The organism is Tsukamurella sp. 8F, from assembly GCF_029167375.1.
GTDB lineage: Bacteria > Actinomycetota > Actinomycetes > Mycobacteriales > Mycobacteriaceae > Tsukamurella.
Window position 1 is genome coordinate 37,589 of the sequence record NZ_JARFTP010000019.1, and the last position, 14,940, is coordinate 52,528.

The window sequence follows — 14,940 nt, forward strand, 5'->3', positions numbered from 1 at the left end:
ACCGCACCACCGCACGACCGAAGAGGACACCTCCATGACCGACACCCCCGAACCCGCTGCCAGGCGCACCCGCCGCGCCGAGCCGATCAACAAGCACACCGCCAAATCCGGCGCAGTGTCGTACTACTTCCAGATCGACGTGGGCGCGAAGCCGGACGGCACACGTGACCGCCAGCGGTTCACCTACCCGAATAAGAAGCTCGCCACCGCCGAGTTCCGCAGGATCAGCGCCGAGGTCGCCTCCGGCCGGTTCAGCCGCCAGACGACCCTCACCGTGTCCGAGGCGTGCGAGGAGTGGCTGGCAGGGCGTCGCGGCGTACGCGAGGTCACGCTGCGCGGATACGCGGAGTCACTCAAGGCCGCGCAGCGCTACCTCGGCGGCAAGAAGCTCGCCGCGCTCACGAAAGCCGACGGCGATGCTCTTGTCGAGTGGATGCTCACCGAAGGACGGACCTCACCGCGTCACTACCGGCCCGACTCCCTCGCCGGTCGGATCACCGCACTGGTGTCCGAGCACCCCGCCGGGGTCACGCTGAGCGAGATCAAGGCCGCGCAGCCCGGGGATGACGTGAGCACCGCGCTCGCGGGGCTGGTCCGCTCGGGCCGCGTGATCCGCCCATCGCGCGGCGTCTACGCACCGGCTGCGCCGGAATCGGCGAGTACGCGCGGTGGGGTGAAGCCGATCAGCGCGCGCGCCACGCTGCGAGCACTCACTGCCGTGGTGCAGTCCTACGTCGACCAGGGCGCACTGCCTCGGAACGTCATCGCCCTGGTCGAACGACCGAAGGATGAATACGACGACCACACCGCCGAGAACAGCGGCTCGCGAACGCACGTCGCCTGGTCACCCGCCGAGGTAGAGGTCTTCCGCGCCTCGGTCGCCGAGAGCCGGATCTACGCGCTCTGGCTGCTCTCGATGTACGCCCTGCGCCGGTCGGAGGTGATGGGCCTGCGGTGGTCCGCGATCGACCTCGACCAGGGCACGCTGTCGGTCGTGCGCGGCCGGGTCGCGGTCGGCACCGAGGTGATCGAGGGGCGCACCAAAGCCCCGAAACGCTCCGATCGCACTCTGCCACTGCCGGACGACCTCGCCGAGGCGCTGCGCAGCTTCAAGGTCCAGCAGAAGCGCGAGGCGCTGGCGGTGGGTGTCCCGTGGTCGGGGCACAGCCTCGTGGCCGTCCGCGAGGACGGGGAGCCAATCTCCCCCGGCTGGTACTCGGCCGAGTTCGACCGGCTACGGGCAGCGACGGGTCAGCGACGGATCACGCTCAAGGGTCTACGGGCGTCGGCCGAGTCGGCCATGCTCGCGCGGAACGTCCCGCTGCACGTCGCCGCCGCGTGGTGCGGCCACAGTGAAACCGTGGCGCTGGCGCACTACGCGCGTGCTCAAGAAGACGATCTCCGCCGCGCGGGATCGGCGCTGTTCGGATGAACGGCCACACGGCAGGCGGCGATCTGCCGCCCGAACTCGATCTCAGTGGCTTTTCGGGGTGGGTGTCGTTCGCAGACCTGTCCATCGCCGAGGTGCCGCGTGGCGCAGGGGTCTACGTCGTTGTGCGCCCCGGCGACAGCCCGCCTCGGTTCCTCGACGTCTCGCCCGCAGGCCACTACAAGGGGCGGAATCCGACGCGGCCGGTCGAGGTGTTGGCAGCGCGGTGGGTAGACGGCGCTCGCATCGTCTACATAGGCAAGTCCAAGACGATCCGTTCCCGCCTATACCAGTACCGAAATCACGGGGCCGGGAGCCATTCCGCCGCGCACAGCGGCGGGAAGGGCATCTGGCAACTCGCCGACAGCGCGGACCTCCTCGTCGCGTGGCGCGAGACGCCGGTAGCGGTCGCCAGGCCCACCGAGAAGGCGATGATCGCGGCGTTCTGCGACCACTACGGATGTCTGCCTTTCGGCAACGAGAAGCACTGACCTCGGCACGCTGCGGGCCGTTGGCAAGTTCTTGGCAAGCTGGCGGCTGATCCGCCACGTAGACGACCCACCCCGAGGAACAAGAAAACCCCTTCCGAGCTGGTCGGAAGGGGTTTTCACTGTGTCGGGCTGACAGGATTTGAACCTGCGACCACTTGACCCCCAGTCAAGTGCGCTACCAAGCTGCGCCACAGCCCGTGGCTTCCGCTCACGCGGTGCTGTACGAGACTACCCCACGGCCTAGGCCGCAATGAAATCGCCCGGCCACGTCGCGTTTGCTGATGGGGCCCGATGGCATCCATGCGGCGCGTGGCGCGGGAGCCGGGTCGCAGGCCGGCCTCGGGGAGAATCGCGGGATGCCCGCCGAGCACCCCTCCCCAGCTGCGTACCGGACCATCGCGCACGACGGCGACGCCGAGATCGAGGTCAAACGGTCCCGATTCCGGTGCCTACTGCGACGCGTCGAGGACGAGGCGACCGCACGGGCGGTCGTCGACCGGGCCCGAAGGGACTTCTGGGATGCCCGGCATCACTGCTCCGCTTTCGTGCTCGGGCCGCCGCACGGGACCGTCGAGCGGTCGAACGACGACGGTGAGCCCTCGGGCACGGCGGGCGCGCCCATGCTGCAGGTGCTGCGCGGGTATGCCGACGAGGGTGTGTCCGACGTCGTCGCGGTCGTCGTCCGCTGGTTCGGAGGGACCCTGCTCGGTGCGGGCGGACTGGTGCGCGCGTACTCCGATGCGGTGCGCACAGCACTCGACGAGGTCGGAACGGTGCGGCGGGAGTTGCTGGGGGAGTGGATGATCGAGCTCCCGTACGACGGTGCGGGCAGGATCGAGAACGAGCTACGTGGCGCGGGTGTGACGGTGCTGGACACGGTCTACGGTGATCGCCTCACGTTGCGTCTCGCGCTTCCTGCGGCCGATCACGACCACGTCGCGGCGCTCGTGGCGCGGGAGACCGCGGGGGCCGTCGACCTGATCGAAGCCGGTGAACGTTGGGTGGACCGGCGGTGACGTCCCCGAGACGGGCCCGGGTCAGTCGTCGTAGGACACCGAGGCGCCCGAAGCGCCGCGTAGCGGCGCGACCGACTCGGCCTCGGCCTCGAGTGCGGACCGTGTACGCGCGGACAGGGTTGCGAACGGCGTGATCGTCAGGGCGAGGCGCGCGCCGCGCTTGCGCGGTCGCCAAACGCCGGCGATACGAACGTCTGCGAGTACGGCTCCGGGTTCGCCGACGTTCATCCACAACTGCTTCGCGTGAGACCGGTCGACCAGGGTGTCTCGGTCCCTGGCCTGGGTGTACGGATCACGCGGCGGCAGCAGACGGACGCCCGTGGGCAGCGGAGCGGAGCCGAGGAGGTGGGCGTCCTCGGAGAGCATCCACGACGTCCCCCGGAACCGGATCGGGACCAGGTCGTCCTGTACGAGGCGCCACCAGTCGGCTGCATCGCCCGCGGTGACGCCGATCCACGCCGCGAAGTCGGCCCGGGTCGACGGCCCGTAGCGGCGCAGGTATCGGCGCACCAGCTCGGCACGCGACATCTCCGGTGCGGTGATGCGGATAGGGGCGCCGAGCCACTCGTCGACCAGGACGAAGGGGGCAGTGCCGTCCGCGCGCGGCGCGAAGCACAACTCACCCTGCAGGGTCAGGATGCGGACGCAGAAGTGCACAACGGCCTCGCCCAGTGGTTGGCCGGGCGCGAAGGCCCCCTCGGACCTCCACATCCTCTGTTGCGCCGGCGCCAGGGAGTCGCCGACGCGGTCGCACAGCTCCGCGCCGAGGGGGCCGATCGCAAGCCGGCGTCCCGCGAGGACGGTGTGCAGTTGGTCGCCGACCAGTCCGACGGCGTCGGTGAGCGTGAGGCCGAGAGCCGCGAGTGGGCGTGCGACGGGCCTGATCAGGTGCAGCATCGAGCGTTCGGTCGGCGGCAGCACGCCCGCGGTGAAGACCGGCGCGTCGGCGGTCGGGAAGTAGAACGGCGCACCGCGCATCGACCAGGTCTGTAGCAGCGCCTTCGACTCTCCCACGGCTGTGTCGAGCCCGTGGGCCGTCACGCCGCGGACGCGGGCATGCAGCGCCAGGAGCGCTGCGCCCGGCGGGCTGTTCTGGATGCCGCACCGACCGGCGGCATCGATGAGCGCGGTCTCGCCGGCGTCCAGCCGCGACGTCAGCCCGTGCGCCCGCAGACGGTAGGCGACGACATCGTCGGGCGAGAACGTCGCAGTCACGCCAGCAGCCGCACGGGGAACAGCTCGGTGCGCGCGATGACGCGGTCGCGCTCCTGGGTGAGAGCCTGTCGTCGCGGGTCGGCCAGGTAGCCGTCGAGTGCGGCCTGGCTCGCGAACCGATAGACCTGCGTCTCGTGGGGGTGGTCGTCCTCGCCCGCAGCGGCGGCCCGGGCGAGCACAGCACCGTCGTGTTCGGGGACGAGCGCGAGCACGGCGTCCTCGTAAGCGCGCAATCCCGCCTCCTCGCCGGGGCGCGCCCAGAGGAGGCAACAGAACTCGACGGGATCGTGGTCGGTCATGCGCCCATGCTGCCGCATCGCACGCGGTTGGGCCGGGGAGTGGTGGCGTCTACCCTGGGGCGTGACGAACCCGGCACGATCGAGGAGCCCATGAGTTACTACGACCCCCGCGACGACCGCACGCGCGCCCTCGGCCCCGCCGACGCGTACCAGCAGGGGTACGACGATGCCTACACCCAGCAGCAGTACACACAGGGGCATGCGCAGCCGGGCTACGCGCCGACCGCGCAGCCGAAGCAGCCGCCCGCGCTCGACATCCCGAAGTTCGTGATGGGCTCGTTGCTGGTGGCCGTCGTCGCCGGCCTCGCCGCTTGGCTGACCACGGCCGCTCTCAACTGGCTGTACCGTCTCGCAGACAGTCCCGCATTCGCCGCCGCCGAGCGGCCGCTCACGCTGACCATCGTCGGCGCCGCGTTCCTCACCCTCGTCGGAGCGGGTCTACTGGCCCTGCTCATCATGTCCGCCCCGCGCCCGGGACTCTTCTTCGTGCTCATCGCGACCGGTGCGGGCCTGGTGATAACCCTGGGGCCGCTGGCCAGCGGCGCGACGAGCTGGCAGATGTGGGTGTCCACGGGAGTCATCAACGTCGTGCTCTGCCTCGTCGTCCCGATACTGCTCTACCAGGTCGGTCGCGCCACCGCGAACCCCCGGCGCGTCCGGTTCTGACGCCCGCCGGCGCTAGTGCGCCAGCTTCAACCCGATCACGCCGGCGACGATCGCCGCGATGCACAGGCCCTTGATCAGTGTGGCGGACTCTGCTCCCGTCGCCATCGCGTAGACGACGGTGAGCGCCGCACCGATGCCGACCCACACGGCATACGACGTGCCCACCGGAAGTGTGCGCATCGCGTATGCGAGCCCGGCCATGCTCAAGGCGAGGGCCACCGCGAACGACGCCGTCGGGCCTATGCGGGAGAAGCCTTCCGAGCGACTCAGCGCCGTCGCCCACACGGCTTCGAGGCAGCCCGACAGAACCAGAACGACCCACGCCATGACGTGCCCTCCTCGTGAAGCAACCGTCTTGTCGTGGGCCGGGTACGGTGCGCCTCGTCCGGTGGCCGGTCGGGCCGTCCGTGACGGTATCAGCCGTGGTGCGCGCGTTTCCGGTCGGCCGAACGCGAGACCGCCTGGCGGTGCCCCCTCGAGTGACCGGCGGCACGGCGCCGGCGGGTGAGCCGGGCGAGCACTGTGCGGCGGGGCATCTCGACGACGTCCCCGACGGCGTCGATGCCGCGCAGGGCGCCTTCGGTGTGCGGGCGCCGACGGGCGAGCAGAGCATCGGGTTCCAGGAGGGCGATATCGCCGTCCTCGAAACGAACACGGACGGCGCCGTCGGTGTGGCGTCCGAGGACGGTCGCGTTCCAGACGCGTGCCGGGCCCTCGGCCATGACTTTCTCACCCACCAGAAACAGCTCTCCGCGCATATTCACGAACTGTAATCCGATCGATGCGGCTCCGAAATCTCGCGAGCGGGCTTTGTGATGTGATCTCCCCCTCCCTGCCACGGTGAACGCCCCTATCGTTCGCTTTCAGAAGGTATCCGTTATCGCGGATTGTCGGGGCTATAAAGGGGCCGGAAGAGGGATGGGCGGCCGGCGCTCGATAGCGCGCCTGCGGCGACCGATGGTGGCAGGATCTGGATCGGGGCCGATAAGCCAGGGAGGGACAGTGGAGACCGAGCATCGTGTCGAGCGCTGGACCGACCACGTCGAGATCCTCCTGATGGTCGCGTCGCTGGTCTTCCTGGTGGCCTACGCATGGCCCATCGTGAACCCGCGGATATCTCATGACTGGCACGAGGTCTGCGACGCAGTCACGTGGGCGGTATGGGCGGCGTTCGGCGTGGACTACGTCGTGCGGCTCGCACTCAGCAGCGATCGACTGAAGTTTCTGCGCGGCAACGTCTTCGACCTGATCGTGCTGATCCTGCCCCTTGCGCGCCCGTTGCGCCTGCTGCGCGTGGTGGGTCTGCTGTCGGTGGTGCACCGGCTCGGGGCGCCGACCCTGCGCGGGCGGGTCATCTCGTATGCCGTCGGCGGCGCAGTGATGCTGCTGATCGTGTCGTCGCTCGCGATCACCGAGGCGGAGCGTGGGCGTCCAGGATCGACGATCGGCAGCGTTGGCGACGGGCTGTGGTGGGCGATCACCACGATGACCACCGTGGGTTACGGCGACCGGGTTCCGGTCACGATCGAGGGCAGATGCATCGCCGCCGGCCTGATGCTCGGTGGCGTGGCGCTGTTGGGCGTGCTGACCGGTACGTTCGCGTCCTGGCTGGTAGCCGAGGTCGAGTCGACGTCCGACAACCAGGACGAGACGCGGGCCACGGTGCGCGCGCTGGCCGACGAGGTCCGCGCCCTTCGCAACGAGGTCACGGCCCTCCGAGACGACCTCGGTGTCCGCGGCGCGTCCCACACGGGACCGGCAACGGGGCGGGATCCGTGACCCGTGTGGTGAAGCGCCGAGATTCGGGTGATTCGTCTTCGAACGTCACGTTGACGTGCTATATCGGCTCGTTCCATGTTTCATAGTGAACGTGTTCCCGATTTTCAATGTCGTAGGTCTGTTCCTCGTGGCCATGCTCGCCCCGATGCCGAACCCGACCTCCGAGCCGGCGCCGGTCGCGGCCCCACCCACGACGAGTGCGGCGCCCACCACTGAGAGCTCGACGCCGACCAAGGCGCGCCCCACCCGGCGTGCTGCACCCACTCGCGCCGTCGTGCGCCCCGTCCACACCTCGTCGCTCGAGGCGAGCTTCGCGTCGGTACGTAGGGCCGCAGGCGCCCCCGTGGGCGTGGCGTTCGTAGCGGGCGGTGGTACCAAGGCGAGGGTCCTCGGTGACGATGTCGGTGGCGACGCCTACTCGACCATCAAGGTTCCGATCGCCGTCACGGTGCAGCGCAAGTACGGGGACGACCTGCCGTCGGATCTCCGATCCGATATGTCGGACGCGATCGTGCATTCCGACAACGACGCCGCGGACGAGCTCTGGGCCGACCTCGGCAGGGGATACCATGCTTCCGCGGCGGTCCGTGAAGTGCTGCGAGCCGGGAACGACGACACGACCGTGCCGGACCCGCTCAACGGTTGGGGCGCCACCGACTGGACCGACGCCGACCAGGCTGTCTTCGCGGCGAACCTGGCCTGCATCCGCGGCGCGGGACCGGTCCTGTCGCTGATGCGGCAGACCGACGACACGCAGCGGTGGGGTGTGGCCGACCTCGACGGTGTCGCCGTCAAAGGCGGTTGGAGCCCCGGTGACGACGGCGGCTACGTCGTGCGCCAGCTGGCGGTGGTGAAGACCCCCAAGGGGCAGACGGGTATCGCGATGAGTACCCGGGCTCGCACCATGGACGCGGGCACCGCCGTGCTCGACCGCGTCGGTGCGTGGCTGAGGACCAATCTGACCAGGCTGCCCAGCGGGCACTGCTGACAGGCCCGGCCGCGTGTGGCACGGTCGAGCCATGACGCTCCTGTGGGACCAGCACACGTGCCTGGCTCTGGACCTGGACGCAGACGTCGCCGAGTTGGAGCGATATGCGCCGCTCGAGCGCGGCTTCGTATCGGTGAACGTGGGGTACTCGCCGCATTCGTACGAGTTCTCGATGGCGTTGCTGCGGGAGTTCCGCGAACGGGTCACGCGCACACCGTCGCTGGCGCTCGCCAGCACCGTTGCGGACATCGAGGCGGTCACAGCGACGGGGTGTATGGCGGTCGCGTTCGATCTCGAGGACTCCGGGCCGCTCGGCGGCCGCCTGGACGCGGTCAAGGAGTACTTCGACCTCGGGGTCCGCACGATGCTGCCGTCCTACAACCATGCGAACGCCGCCGGTTCCGGCTGCCTCGACGCCGACGACGGTGGGCTTACCCGGTGGGGCCGCGAGCTGGTGGCCGAGATGAACCGCGTGGGGATGGTGCCCGACGGGTCGCACTGCAGCATTCGCACGGGTCTGGGGCTGTGCGAGAGCTCGACGCGGCCCGTCGTGTACAGCCACTCGTGTATGCGTGCCGTGTGGGATCACCCGCGCAACATCACCGACGACCAGGCTCGGGCGTGCGCCGAGACAGGGGGAGTCGTCGGGATCACCGGCGTCGGGATCTTCCTGGGTCCCAACACGCCGACCCTCGAGGCGATGACGCGGCACATCGAGTACGCGGTAGAGCTCGTCGGCGTCGACCACGTCGGAGTCAGCAGCGACTTCTCGTTCGACCACGAGGAGTTCGTCCGGACGATCCTCGCGAGTCCCGAGCTGTACGACGAGTCCTACACGCGTTGGGGGCCGATCCAGTGGATGCCGCCGGAGGTGTTCGTGACGCTCGGCACCCACCTCGCCGGGCAGGGCTGGGACGACGCGGCGATCACCGCCGTTCTGGGCGGGAACTTTCTGCGCGTGGCGCGCGAATCCTGGTCCGCAGCCTGATATCTCACCGCAGCGCTGCGCCCAGGATCTCCGCAGCGCGCCCGAGCTGGGACGGTTCGGCCGCCGCGTAGTTCATCCGTACGTACCGGCCTGCGGGCTCCGCGGGAAACCATTCGCCGCCGTCGCCGACCGTGAGGCCATCGGCCCGGCACCGCGCCACGACGTCGGCGACCACGGCGTCGTCGGGCAGGCGGACCCACGCGTTGAGACCGCCGCGCGGCACGGCCTCGACGCGCGCCTGCGGTGCGTGCCGGACCAGCGCTTCGAGTAGCAGATCCCGCCGGCCCCGGAGTTGCTCGGTGACACGGCGCAGGTGCGTGCGCCACGCGGGCTGCGTCACGACGTCGAGCGCCACCGTCTGCAGGATCCCACTCACATACAGCGCCTCGGCCCCGTGATCGGCCAGGATGCGATCGCGCGCGGGGCCGCGGGCGACGAGGCCGGCGACGCGCGTAGCGGGCGCCACCGACTTCGTGAGCGAGCGCAGGTAGACGACGTGGCCGGCGTCGTCGCGGGAGGCGAGTGGCTGCGGCGCGGCGTCGATCGCGAAGTCGTGCGCCCAGTCGTCCTCGATCAGGAACGCGCCTGCCGCGCGGACCGCGTCGAGCACGGCATCCGCGCGGTCGCGCGGCCACAGCCACCCGGTCGCATTCGCGAACGTGGGCTGAGCATAGAAGACGCGGGCGCCGGTGCGGCCGAGCGACTCCGCGACGGCCTCGGGGGAAGGGCCCGCGGGGCCGCTCGGCACCGGCACCACCTGCACGCCCGCCTGCCTGGCGGCGAGCATCGCGCCCCAATACGTGGGCGACTCGACGAGTATCGGGCGCCCCGCGCCGGCGAGCGCACGGAACGCTGTGACAAGGCCGCTCTGGCTGCCGGGGATCACGACGACATCGCTGGGCGATACCGGGGCGACCCCGTCCGGAGTGGCGCCGGCCAGCTCTGTTGCGAACCAGGACTGCAGGTCGGGCAGCCCCGCGACCGGCGGCCGGCCCATCAGGTTCTCGGCGCGCGTTGCCCGCGCGAAGGCGGCGCGCACCAGCTTCTCGGGGAGCAGCTCCCGGCACGGATAACCCGAGTGCATCCCTATGACGGAGTTCGGGATCGTCTCGAGTGACGTGGGGCCATGTCCGTCGCGGAAGCCTGCCGTTCCGAGAGCGGTTGTCTGCCAGCCGAAGTCGACGGTGCGTGGCGTGCGTATCGCAAGGGTGAAGGTCCCCACGCCGGGTCGGGACTCCACCAGTCCTTGCGCGGCGAGGGCGTGCAGCGCCTTCTGGACGGTAGCGGGACCGGCGCGGTGGCGCTGCCGCAGCTCCCGCGACGATGGCAACCGGGTACCTGGCGGCACGCTGGCGATCCAGCGGCGTAGGTCCGCCACGATCCGGGTACTGCTATCGTCGGACATGAAGCATGATGATAGCGCTATCGAAAGCGCGCCAAGTCCGCTATCGACAGGGGTCGGCTGGGGATTCGTCGGTGTCGTGGCCTTCTCCTTGACCGTTCCCCTGACCCGCGTCGCTGTGGGCGGCGGGTCGGACGCCATGCCGGTGTTGTTCGTGGGTGCGGGCCGTGCGGTGGTCGCCGCGGTGCTCGCGACGCTGGCATTGTCCGTCACCCGGCAGCGGTTCCCGCGCGGGTACCAGTGGTCGCGCGTCGCGGTGGTCGCCTGCGGGGTCGTTCTCGGGTTTCCGTTGCTGACCTCGGTGGCTCTGCGAACGCTGCCCGCGAGCCACGGTGCAGTCGTCATCGGCCTGCTGCCCGCGGTGACCGCCGTGTGTGCCGTGCTGCGCGTCGGGGAGCGGCCGGGCCGGCTGTTCTGGGCGGCCGCCCTCGGCGGCGCGTGTGCGGCAGTCGCCTTCACGGTGGTCCAGGGCGGCTTCGGGGGAGTGGGCGCCGCCGATCTGCTGCTGTTCGGTGCCGTGCTCGCGGCCGCGATCGGCTACGCCGAGGGCGGACTGCTCGCCCGTGAGCTGGGCGCCTGGCAGACCGTCTCATGGGCGCTCGTGCTGTCGGCGCCCGTCATGTCGGTGCTCACCTGGCTGTCGGTCGACGGACAGATGCCGCATGTGGGCGTCGCGGCCTGGTCCGCCTTCGCCTACCTGGGAGTCGTCAGCATGTTCCTCGGGTTCTTCGCCTGGTACCGAGGGCTCGCGATCGGCCCTATGGCGCGCGTCAGTCAGGTTCAGCTGGTGCAGCCCGTGTTGACGATCGGCTGGGCGATGGTGCTACTCGGGGAGCGGATCACGTGGCAGACGGCACTCGGCGGCGGCGCCGTGGTGTCGTGTGCGCTGCTTGCAGTTCGGACCAGGGCCGGAAGAATAAGGCTTTTCCGGGCAAATCGTCCGCAATTCGAGGCGCCGACAAGAATGTCCGGGTGACGCAGTCTACCGTTTGATCATGTACCTCGACAGGATCGTGGCCTCCGGCGTGTTGGACGCCGACCGCGCGGATCTGTTGCGGTGGGAGACCACGAGGTACTCGTCGCGCATATATGTGGTGGTCGGTCGCCGCCGGATCCTGGCTCAGAACCTGCCCATGTGTTGGGAGGATCTGGCGATCGGACCGGGGACCCCCGTCGGAATCGAGGTGTCGAGCGGCGTTCGCAATCTGCTCGACGACGAGCAGCGCGCGGTCGCCGGCTTCGCGAATCGCTTCCAGGAACTGCTGATTCCGGTGCCGCCGCGGCCGCCGATGCGCACGCACTTCTGGCGGCGTACGCGGCGCAGGGTCGACGCCTGATAAGAAGTCACAGGCGGTCGACGATTCTCACGACCTTGTCGAGGAACGCCTGCTCGCCGAACGTGTTGAGCTTGAACATGACCGCCTGACTGCCGCCCGAGGTTATCGCCGACAGGTAGAGGTCGTCCGCCGACGCCAGGAGCGTCAGCGTCAGGCTCAACCGGTTGCTGCCGCTGAAGCTGTAGCGCTCATACACCCGTACGGCGCAGCGGACTCCGCCGACCGTGATGTCGCTGCCGTCCTCGTAGCTTGCCGACGCGCTGCCCGACAGCACCCCCTGGTGAACCGTATCGAGCACGTGCGTGAAGTCTCCCCGCAACTGCTTCTAGTACTTCGCCATCACAGTTCCCCTCGTCCCGTGGGTGACGCTACCCGAACGGGGCGCGCGACGACCTTCAGCCGATGAATCCCCGGGACAGGTACTCGTTCAACTGCATCACCGACGTCCGCATGCCCTCGGTGTGATCCTCCTGGCTGATACCGGGCGGCACGTCGCGGGCGGTCACCGTGAGGCGCGTGCGGTCGCCGTCGGGCTCGAGTTCCCACGTCATCGTCATCGTCCCGGCGTACTCGGGGTCGTCCGACTCGAATTCGCTCGCCCACGTGATCCTCGCTCCGTCGACGGCTTCCGTGATCGTCACGTCTACGACGTCTCGTCCTCCGCCCGCCTTGCCGCGTTCGGCGGGATCGGTGTAGGCGAGGATCATCCGGAACCCCTGACCGGCTGCGAACCGCTCGAACCGCCCCTTCATCCCGGCGGGCGGGAGCCAGAGGGCGAGCTCCGATGCATGCGTCAGCGCGGCGTAGACCCGCGCAGGACCCGCATCGATCGGGGACGAGAATCTGTGCGTGCGGGACATGGGCGTCAGGCCGGAGTCCAGCTCGGGTCCCGGCCGATCAGGCCGATGAGTCTGTCGACCTCGCCGGCATCGGGCGGCACAGGCACCTCCGCTTCGCCGAACTGGCCGGACTGCCGCAGGGCGTCGCCCATCGACTGCAGCCCCGTCCGCAGGGCAGCGGAGTATGCGGGATCGAGTTCCGGGTCGACGCCCTGCGATCGCGCGAGGTCCCACGTGTGCATGAAGACGTCGGCCGTGTACATGTTGTCGACCGCCGCCGAGAGCGGCATGTCGCCGACCATCGGGTGGGAGAACGGTGTGTCGGGTCCCACCAACAAACCGTGGATCTTCTGGGTCAGGTCCCGGAACCGTTCCGAATGCGTATCCCCCGTGACGGTGGCGAGGACGACCCCACCGCCCTCTAGGAAGCCGGGGACCCATGACACCAGGTGCTCGACCACATCGCCGGCCTTCCACTCGGCGACGGGTGTCTGCGCGTCCCAGTCCGTCACCGCGTCGGCGACCTCCTGGAAGCGCCCGGCTACGGCGTAGTGGCGGTCGGCAGGGGAGAGCCGGGTCAGATCCGTCATCCCACGTGCGTACCACGTTCTGCGGGTCGCGTGTCACCGGAACGGACGGACGGGCCACCGGACAGGACTGCGCGGGGAGCAGCCGCGACGAACGATTCCGGGCTCGCGCCGCGCCGGATCGCCCCGTCATGTGTCGTCTGCGCCGGATTCATGGTTCATTTGTAGGCGTGGTATCGATTCGCAACGCAGTTGGATTGTCCGTCGCCGCCGTGCTGGCGGCGCCGATAGCCGCCGTTCCCGCGGTTGCGTCCGCAGCGCCGGAGGGCCAGTCTCTAGCCGCCGGTTTCGCGGCGGCCCGGACGGCGGCGGGAGAGCCCGTCGGGGTGGCGATCGCGCCGGGCGGGGGACGCGCCGGCACGGTCCTGGGCGACGAGGCCGGCGGTTCGGCCTGGTCGACGATGAAGGTCCCCATGGCCGTCGCCGCCCTCCAGAGGTTCGGCCGATCGGTGCAGGCGGACGTATCCGCGGCGATCGTCCACTCGGACAACGACGCCGCGGAGCGGCTGTGGGTGAAGCTCGGACGCGGATCGCAGGCTGCGGCGTCGGTGCAGAAGGTCCTGCGAGCCGGGGGCGACGGCGCTACCGTCGTCGATCCCGTCCAGGGGTGGGGCGATACCGCGTGGACCAACGCGAACGCGTCGAACTTCGCCGCGGGCCTCGCCTGCGTCCCGCAGGGGCAGGCGGTGCTCGCGTTGATGAAGGGCGTCGACGCCACGCAGCAATGGGGCGCTGCGAGCCTGCCGGGTGCCGCTGTGAAGGGCGGATGGATGCCGACCAGTGGCGACGAGAAGGATAAGGACGGCGCCTACTTCGTTCGGCAGATCGCCGTCGTGCAGACGGGGCGTGGCCAGACCGCCATCGCGATGTCCACGACGGCGAAGTCCTATACCGCAGGCACTCAGGCACTCGACCGGATCGGCGCATGGCTGCGCGCCAACCAGTCGAAGCTGCCCGCCGGACACTGCTGAGATGCGCCGTCGCTCGCTGATCCCGGCGGTGGCACTGCTCGGGACGGCGCTCATATCCTCCGGTTGCACCGTGGGCGACACCGGACGGGTGAAGCCTTCGCTCGCGGCGTCGCCGTCGCAGGCGACCGCACCGTCGGACACTCTGCCGTCGGTTGCGAGACCGTCCGTGTCGGTCCCACCCCCGCCGCCCCCGTCGAAGCTCTCGGAAGCGTTCTCGACGGTGGCCCAGGGCGAGACGGTGGGAGTGGCGTTCGCGCCGGTCGGCAGCGGGGCGACGGGTGAGCGTGCGATCGTCCTCGGTGACGACGGCGATGTGGCCTGGTCCACGAGCAAGGTCCCGCTCGTCATAGCGGCGTTACAGAGGTTCGGGCCCTCCGCGCAGGCCCAGTCCCAGCGCGCGATAGAAGCGTCGGACAACGCCGCAGCCCAGGCTCTGTGGGATCGGTTCGGCGGCGGCGACGCCGCCGCGCAGGCCGTGGACCGGGTCCTGCACGACGGGGGTGACACCGAGACCGGTACGCAGTCCGAGGTGACCCGGCCCGGCTACACCGCGTTCGGCCAGACCGACTGGACCTACAAGGACCAGGCGGTCTTCGCCGCGCACCTGCCCTGCATGCCGCAGGCGAAGACCGTCCTGAAGCTCATGGGCGAGGTCGACGCCAACCAGCGCTGGGGTGTCCAGCCGGTATTCCCCGGCGCGCAGGTCAAGGGCGGCTGGGGGCCCACGGTGGACGGCCGCTATCAGGTCCGGCAACTCGCCGTGATCCGCACCGACCGCGGAGAGATCGGTGTGTCGATCGGGACGGTCGCTGCGTCGTTCGAAGCGGGCCAGCAGACGCTGAACCGGATCGGGCGATGGGTGCGTGACCACGCGGCCGAGCTACCGGCGGGACAGTGCGGATAACCGCCCCGCGGCGCACCGGCAGCGCCCGC

19 protein-coding genes, 1 tRNA gene and 1 riboswitch are annotated in these 14,940 nt (G+C 69.9%); of the genes, 11 read left to right on the plus strand and 9 right to left on the minus strand.

Translation table 11 applies throughout. The annotated features are described in order from the left end of the window. Window positions 1–34 precede the first annotated feature (34 nt). Both P0W64_RS15100 and P0W64_RS15105 read left to right on the plus strand, forming a co-directional pair. Window positions 35–1,432, plus strand: coding sequence for a site-specific integrase (locus P0W64_RS15100; protein ID WP_275480962.1), 1,398 nt, complete (start codon window positions 35–37; stop codon window positions 1,430–1,432). After that, complete coding sequence (locus P0W64_RS15105; protein ID WP_275480963.1) at window positions 1,429–1,920, plus strand: hypothetical protein; 492 nt, start codon at window positions 1,429–1,431, stop codon at window positions 1,918–1,920. Before P0W64_RS15100 ends, P0W64_RS15105 begins: the two co-directional genes overlap by 4 nt. A gap of 124 nt (window positions 1,921–2,044) precedes the next feature. Here the strand turns inward: P0W64_RS15105 and P0W64_RS15110 are convergent. Continuing rightward, a tRNA-Pro gene (locus P0W64_RS15110) sits at window positions 2,045–2,118 on the minus strand. Between the two features lie 83 nt (window positions 2,119–2,201). Between P0W64_RS15110 and P0W64_RS15115 the strand changes: the two genes are divergently transcribed. After that, window positions 2,202–2,936, plus strand: coding sequence for a YigZ family protein (locus P0W64_RS15115; RefSeq protein ID WP_275480964.1), 735 nt, complete (start codon window positions 2,202–2,204; stop codon window positions 2,934–2,936). A gap of 21 nt (window positions 2,937–2,957) precedes the next feature. Here the strand turns inward: P0W64_RS15115 and P0W64_RS15120 are convergent, their stop codons facing one another. After that, window positions 2,958–4,151 (minus strand): winged helix DNA-binding domain-containing protein, encoded by a 1,194-nt coding sequence (locus P0W64_RS15120; RefSeq protein WP_275480965.1) that lies wholly within the window; start codon window positions 4,149–4,151, stop codon window positions 2,958–2,960. After that, on the minus strand, window positions 4,148–4,450 hold the full coding sequence (locus tag P0W64_RS15125; RefSeq protein ID WP_275480966.1) for a hypothetical protein: 303 nt from the start codon (window positions 4,448–4,450) through the stop codon (window positions 4,148–4,150). Before P0W64_RS15125 ends, P0W64_RS15120 begins: the two co-directional genes overlap by 4 nt. 90 nt (window positions 4,451–4,540) lie before the next feature. Between P0W64_RS15125 and P0W64_RS15130 the strand changes: the two genes are divergently transcribed. After that, window positions 4,541–5,116, plus strand: a complete 576-nt coding sequence (locus tag P0W64_RS15130) for a hypothetical protein (RefSeq protein ID WP_275480967.1) — start codon at window positions 4,541–4,543, stop codon at window positions 5,114–5,116. 12 nt (window positions 5,117–5,128) lie between these two features. On the opposite strand, the gene P0W64_RS15135 is transcribed toward P0W64_RS15130, so the two are convergent. Both P0W64_RS15135 and P0W64_RS15140 read right to left on the minus strand, forming a co-directional pair. Beyond that, a complete protein-coding gene (locus tag P0W64_RS15135; protein WP_275480968.1) occupies window positions 5,129–5,443 on the minus strand; it encodes a multidrug efflux SMR transporter in 315 nt (104 codons plus the stop codon). A gap of 16 nt (window positions 5,444–5,459) precedes the next feature. Further along, window positions 5,460–5,523, minus strand: a riboswitch (guanidine-III (ykkC-III) riboswitch). 9 nt (window positions 5,524–5,532) lie between these two features. Beyond that, a complete protein-coding gene (locus tag P0W64_RS15140) occupies window positions 5,533–5,874 on the minus strand; it encodes a hypothetical protein (RefSeq protein WP_275480969.1) in 342 nt (113 codons plus the stop codon). Window positions 5,875–6,118: 244 nt separating this feature from the next. Between P0W64_RS15140 and P0W64_RS15145 the strand changes: the two genes are divergently transcribed. From P0W64_RS15145 to P0W64_RS15155, 3 genes are all read left to right on the plus strand, one after another. Continuing rightward, entirely contained in the window at window positions 6,119–6,895 is a 777-nt protein-coding gene (locus P0W64_RS15145) for a potassium channel family protein (protein ID WP_275480970.1), read from the plus strand. Between the two features lie 145 nt (window positions 6,896–7,040). After that, window positions 7,041–7,883 (plus strand): hypothetical protein, encoded by an 843-nt coding sequence (locus P0W64_RS15150; protein ID WP_275480971.1) that lies wholly within the window; start codon window positions 7,041–7,043, stop codon window positions 7,881–7,883. Between the two features lie 31 nt (window positions 7,884–7,914). Continuing rightward, window positions 7,915–8,871, plus strand: coding sequence for a membrane dipeptidase (locus tag P0W64_RS15155; RefSeq protein WP_275480972.1), 957 nt, complete (start codon window positions 7,915–7,917; stop codon window positions 8,869–8,871). A gap of 4 nt (window positions 8,872–8,875) precedes the next feature. Here the strand turns inward: P0W64_RS15155 and P0W64_RS15160 are convergent, their stop codons facing one another. Then, window positions 8,876–10,276, minus strand: a complete 1,401-nt coding sequence (locus P0W64_RS15160; RefSeq protein WP_275480973.1) for a PLP-dependent aminotransferase family protein — start codon at window positions 10,274–10,276, stop codon at window positions 8,876–8,878. On the opposite strand from P0W64_RS15160, the gene P0W64_RS15165 reads away from it, so the two are divergent. Continuing rightward, window positions 10,275–11,249 carry a DMT family transporter gene (locus P0W64_RS15165; protein ID WP_275480974.1) on the plus strand — a complete coding sequence of 325 codons (975 nt, stop codon included), beginning with the start codon at window positions 10,275–10,277 and terminating at the stop codon, window positions 11,247–11,249. The genes P0W64_RS15160 and P0W64_RS15165 overlap by 2 nt on opposite strands. Window positions 11,250–11,268: 19 nt before the next feature. Then, window positions 11,269–11,610 carry a hypothetical protein gene (locus P0W64_RS15170; RefSeq protein WP_275480975.1) on the plus strand — a complete coding sequence of 114 codons (342 nt, stop codon included), beginning with the start codon at window positions 11,269–11,271 and terminating at the stop codon, window positions 11,608–11,610. A 7-nt stretch (window positions 11,611–11,617) separates the two neighbouring features. Here P0W64_RS15170 and P0W64_RS15175 read toward each other — a convergent pair whose 3' ends face one another. The 3 genes from P0W64_RS15175 to P0W64_RS15185 all read right to left on the minus strand — a co-directional run bounded on the left by P0W64_RS15175 (window position 11,618) and on the right by P0W64_RS15185 (window position 13,039). Continuing rightward, the gene (locus P0W64_RS15175; RefSeq protein ID WP_275480976.1) at window positions 11,618–11,929 is read right to left on the minus strand and encodes a DUF6054 family protein; all 312 of its coding nucleotides are present in this window, start codon (window positions 11,927–11,929) and stop codon (window positions 11,618–11,620) included. Window positions 11,930–12,005: 76 nt separating this feature from the next. After that, on the minus strand, window positions 12,006–12,470 hold the full coding sequence (locus P0W64_RS15180; RefSeq protein WP_275480977.1) for an SRPBCC domain-containing protein: 465 nt from the start codon (window positions 12,468–12,470) through the stop codon (window positions 12,006–12,008). Between the two features lie 5 nt (window positions 12,471–12,475). Beyond that, window positions 12,476–13,039 carry a TIGR03086 family protein gene (locus P0W64_RS15185; protein ID WP_275480978.1) on the minus strand — a complete coding sequence of 188 codons (564 nt, stop codon included), beginning with the start codon at window positions 13,037–13,039 and terminating at the stop codon, window positions 12,476–12,478. A 167-nt stretch (window positions 13,040–13,206) separates the two neighbouring features. Between P0W64_RS15185 and P0W64_RS15190 the strand changes: the two genes are divergently transcribed. Then, on the plus strand, window positions 13,207–14,007 hold the full coding sequence (locus P0W64_RS15190; protein WP_275480979.1) for a hypothetical protein: 801 nt from the start codon (window positions 13,207–13,209) through the stop codon (window positions 14,005–14,007). 1 nt (window position 14,008) lies between these two features. Next, window positions 14,009–14,911 carry a hypothetical protein gene (locus P0W64_RS15195; protein WP_275480980.1) on the plus strand — a complete coding sequence of 301 codons (903 nt, stop codon included), beginning with the start codon at window positions 14,009–14,011 and terminating at the stop codon, window positions 14,909–14,911. Window positions 14,912–14,940 lie beyond the last annotated feature (29 nt).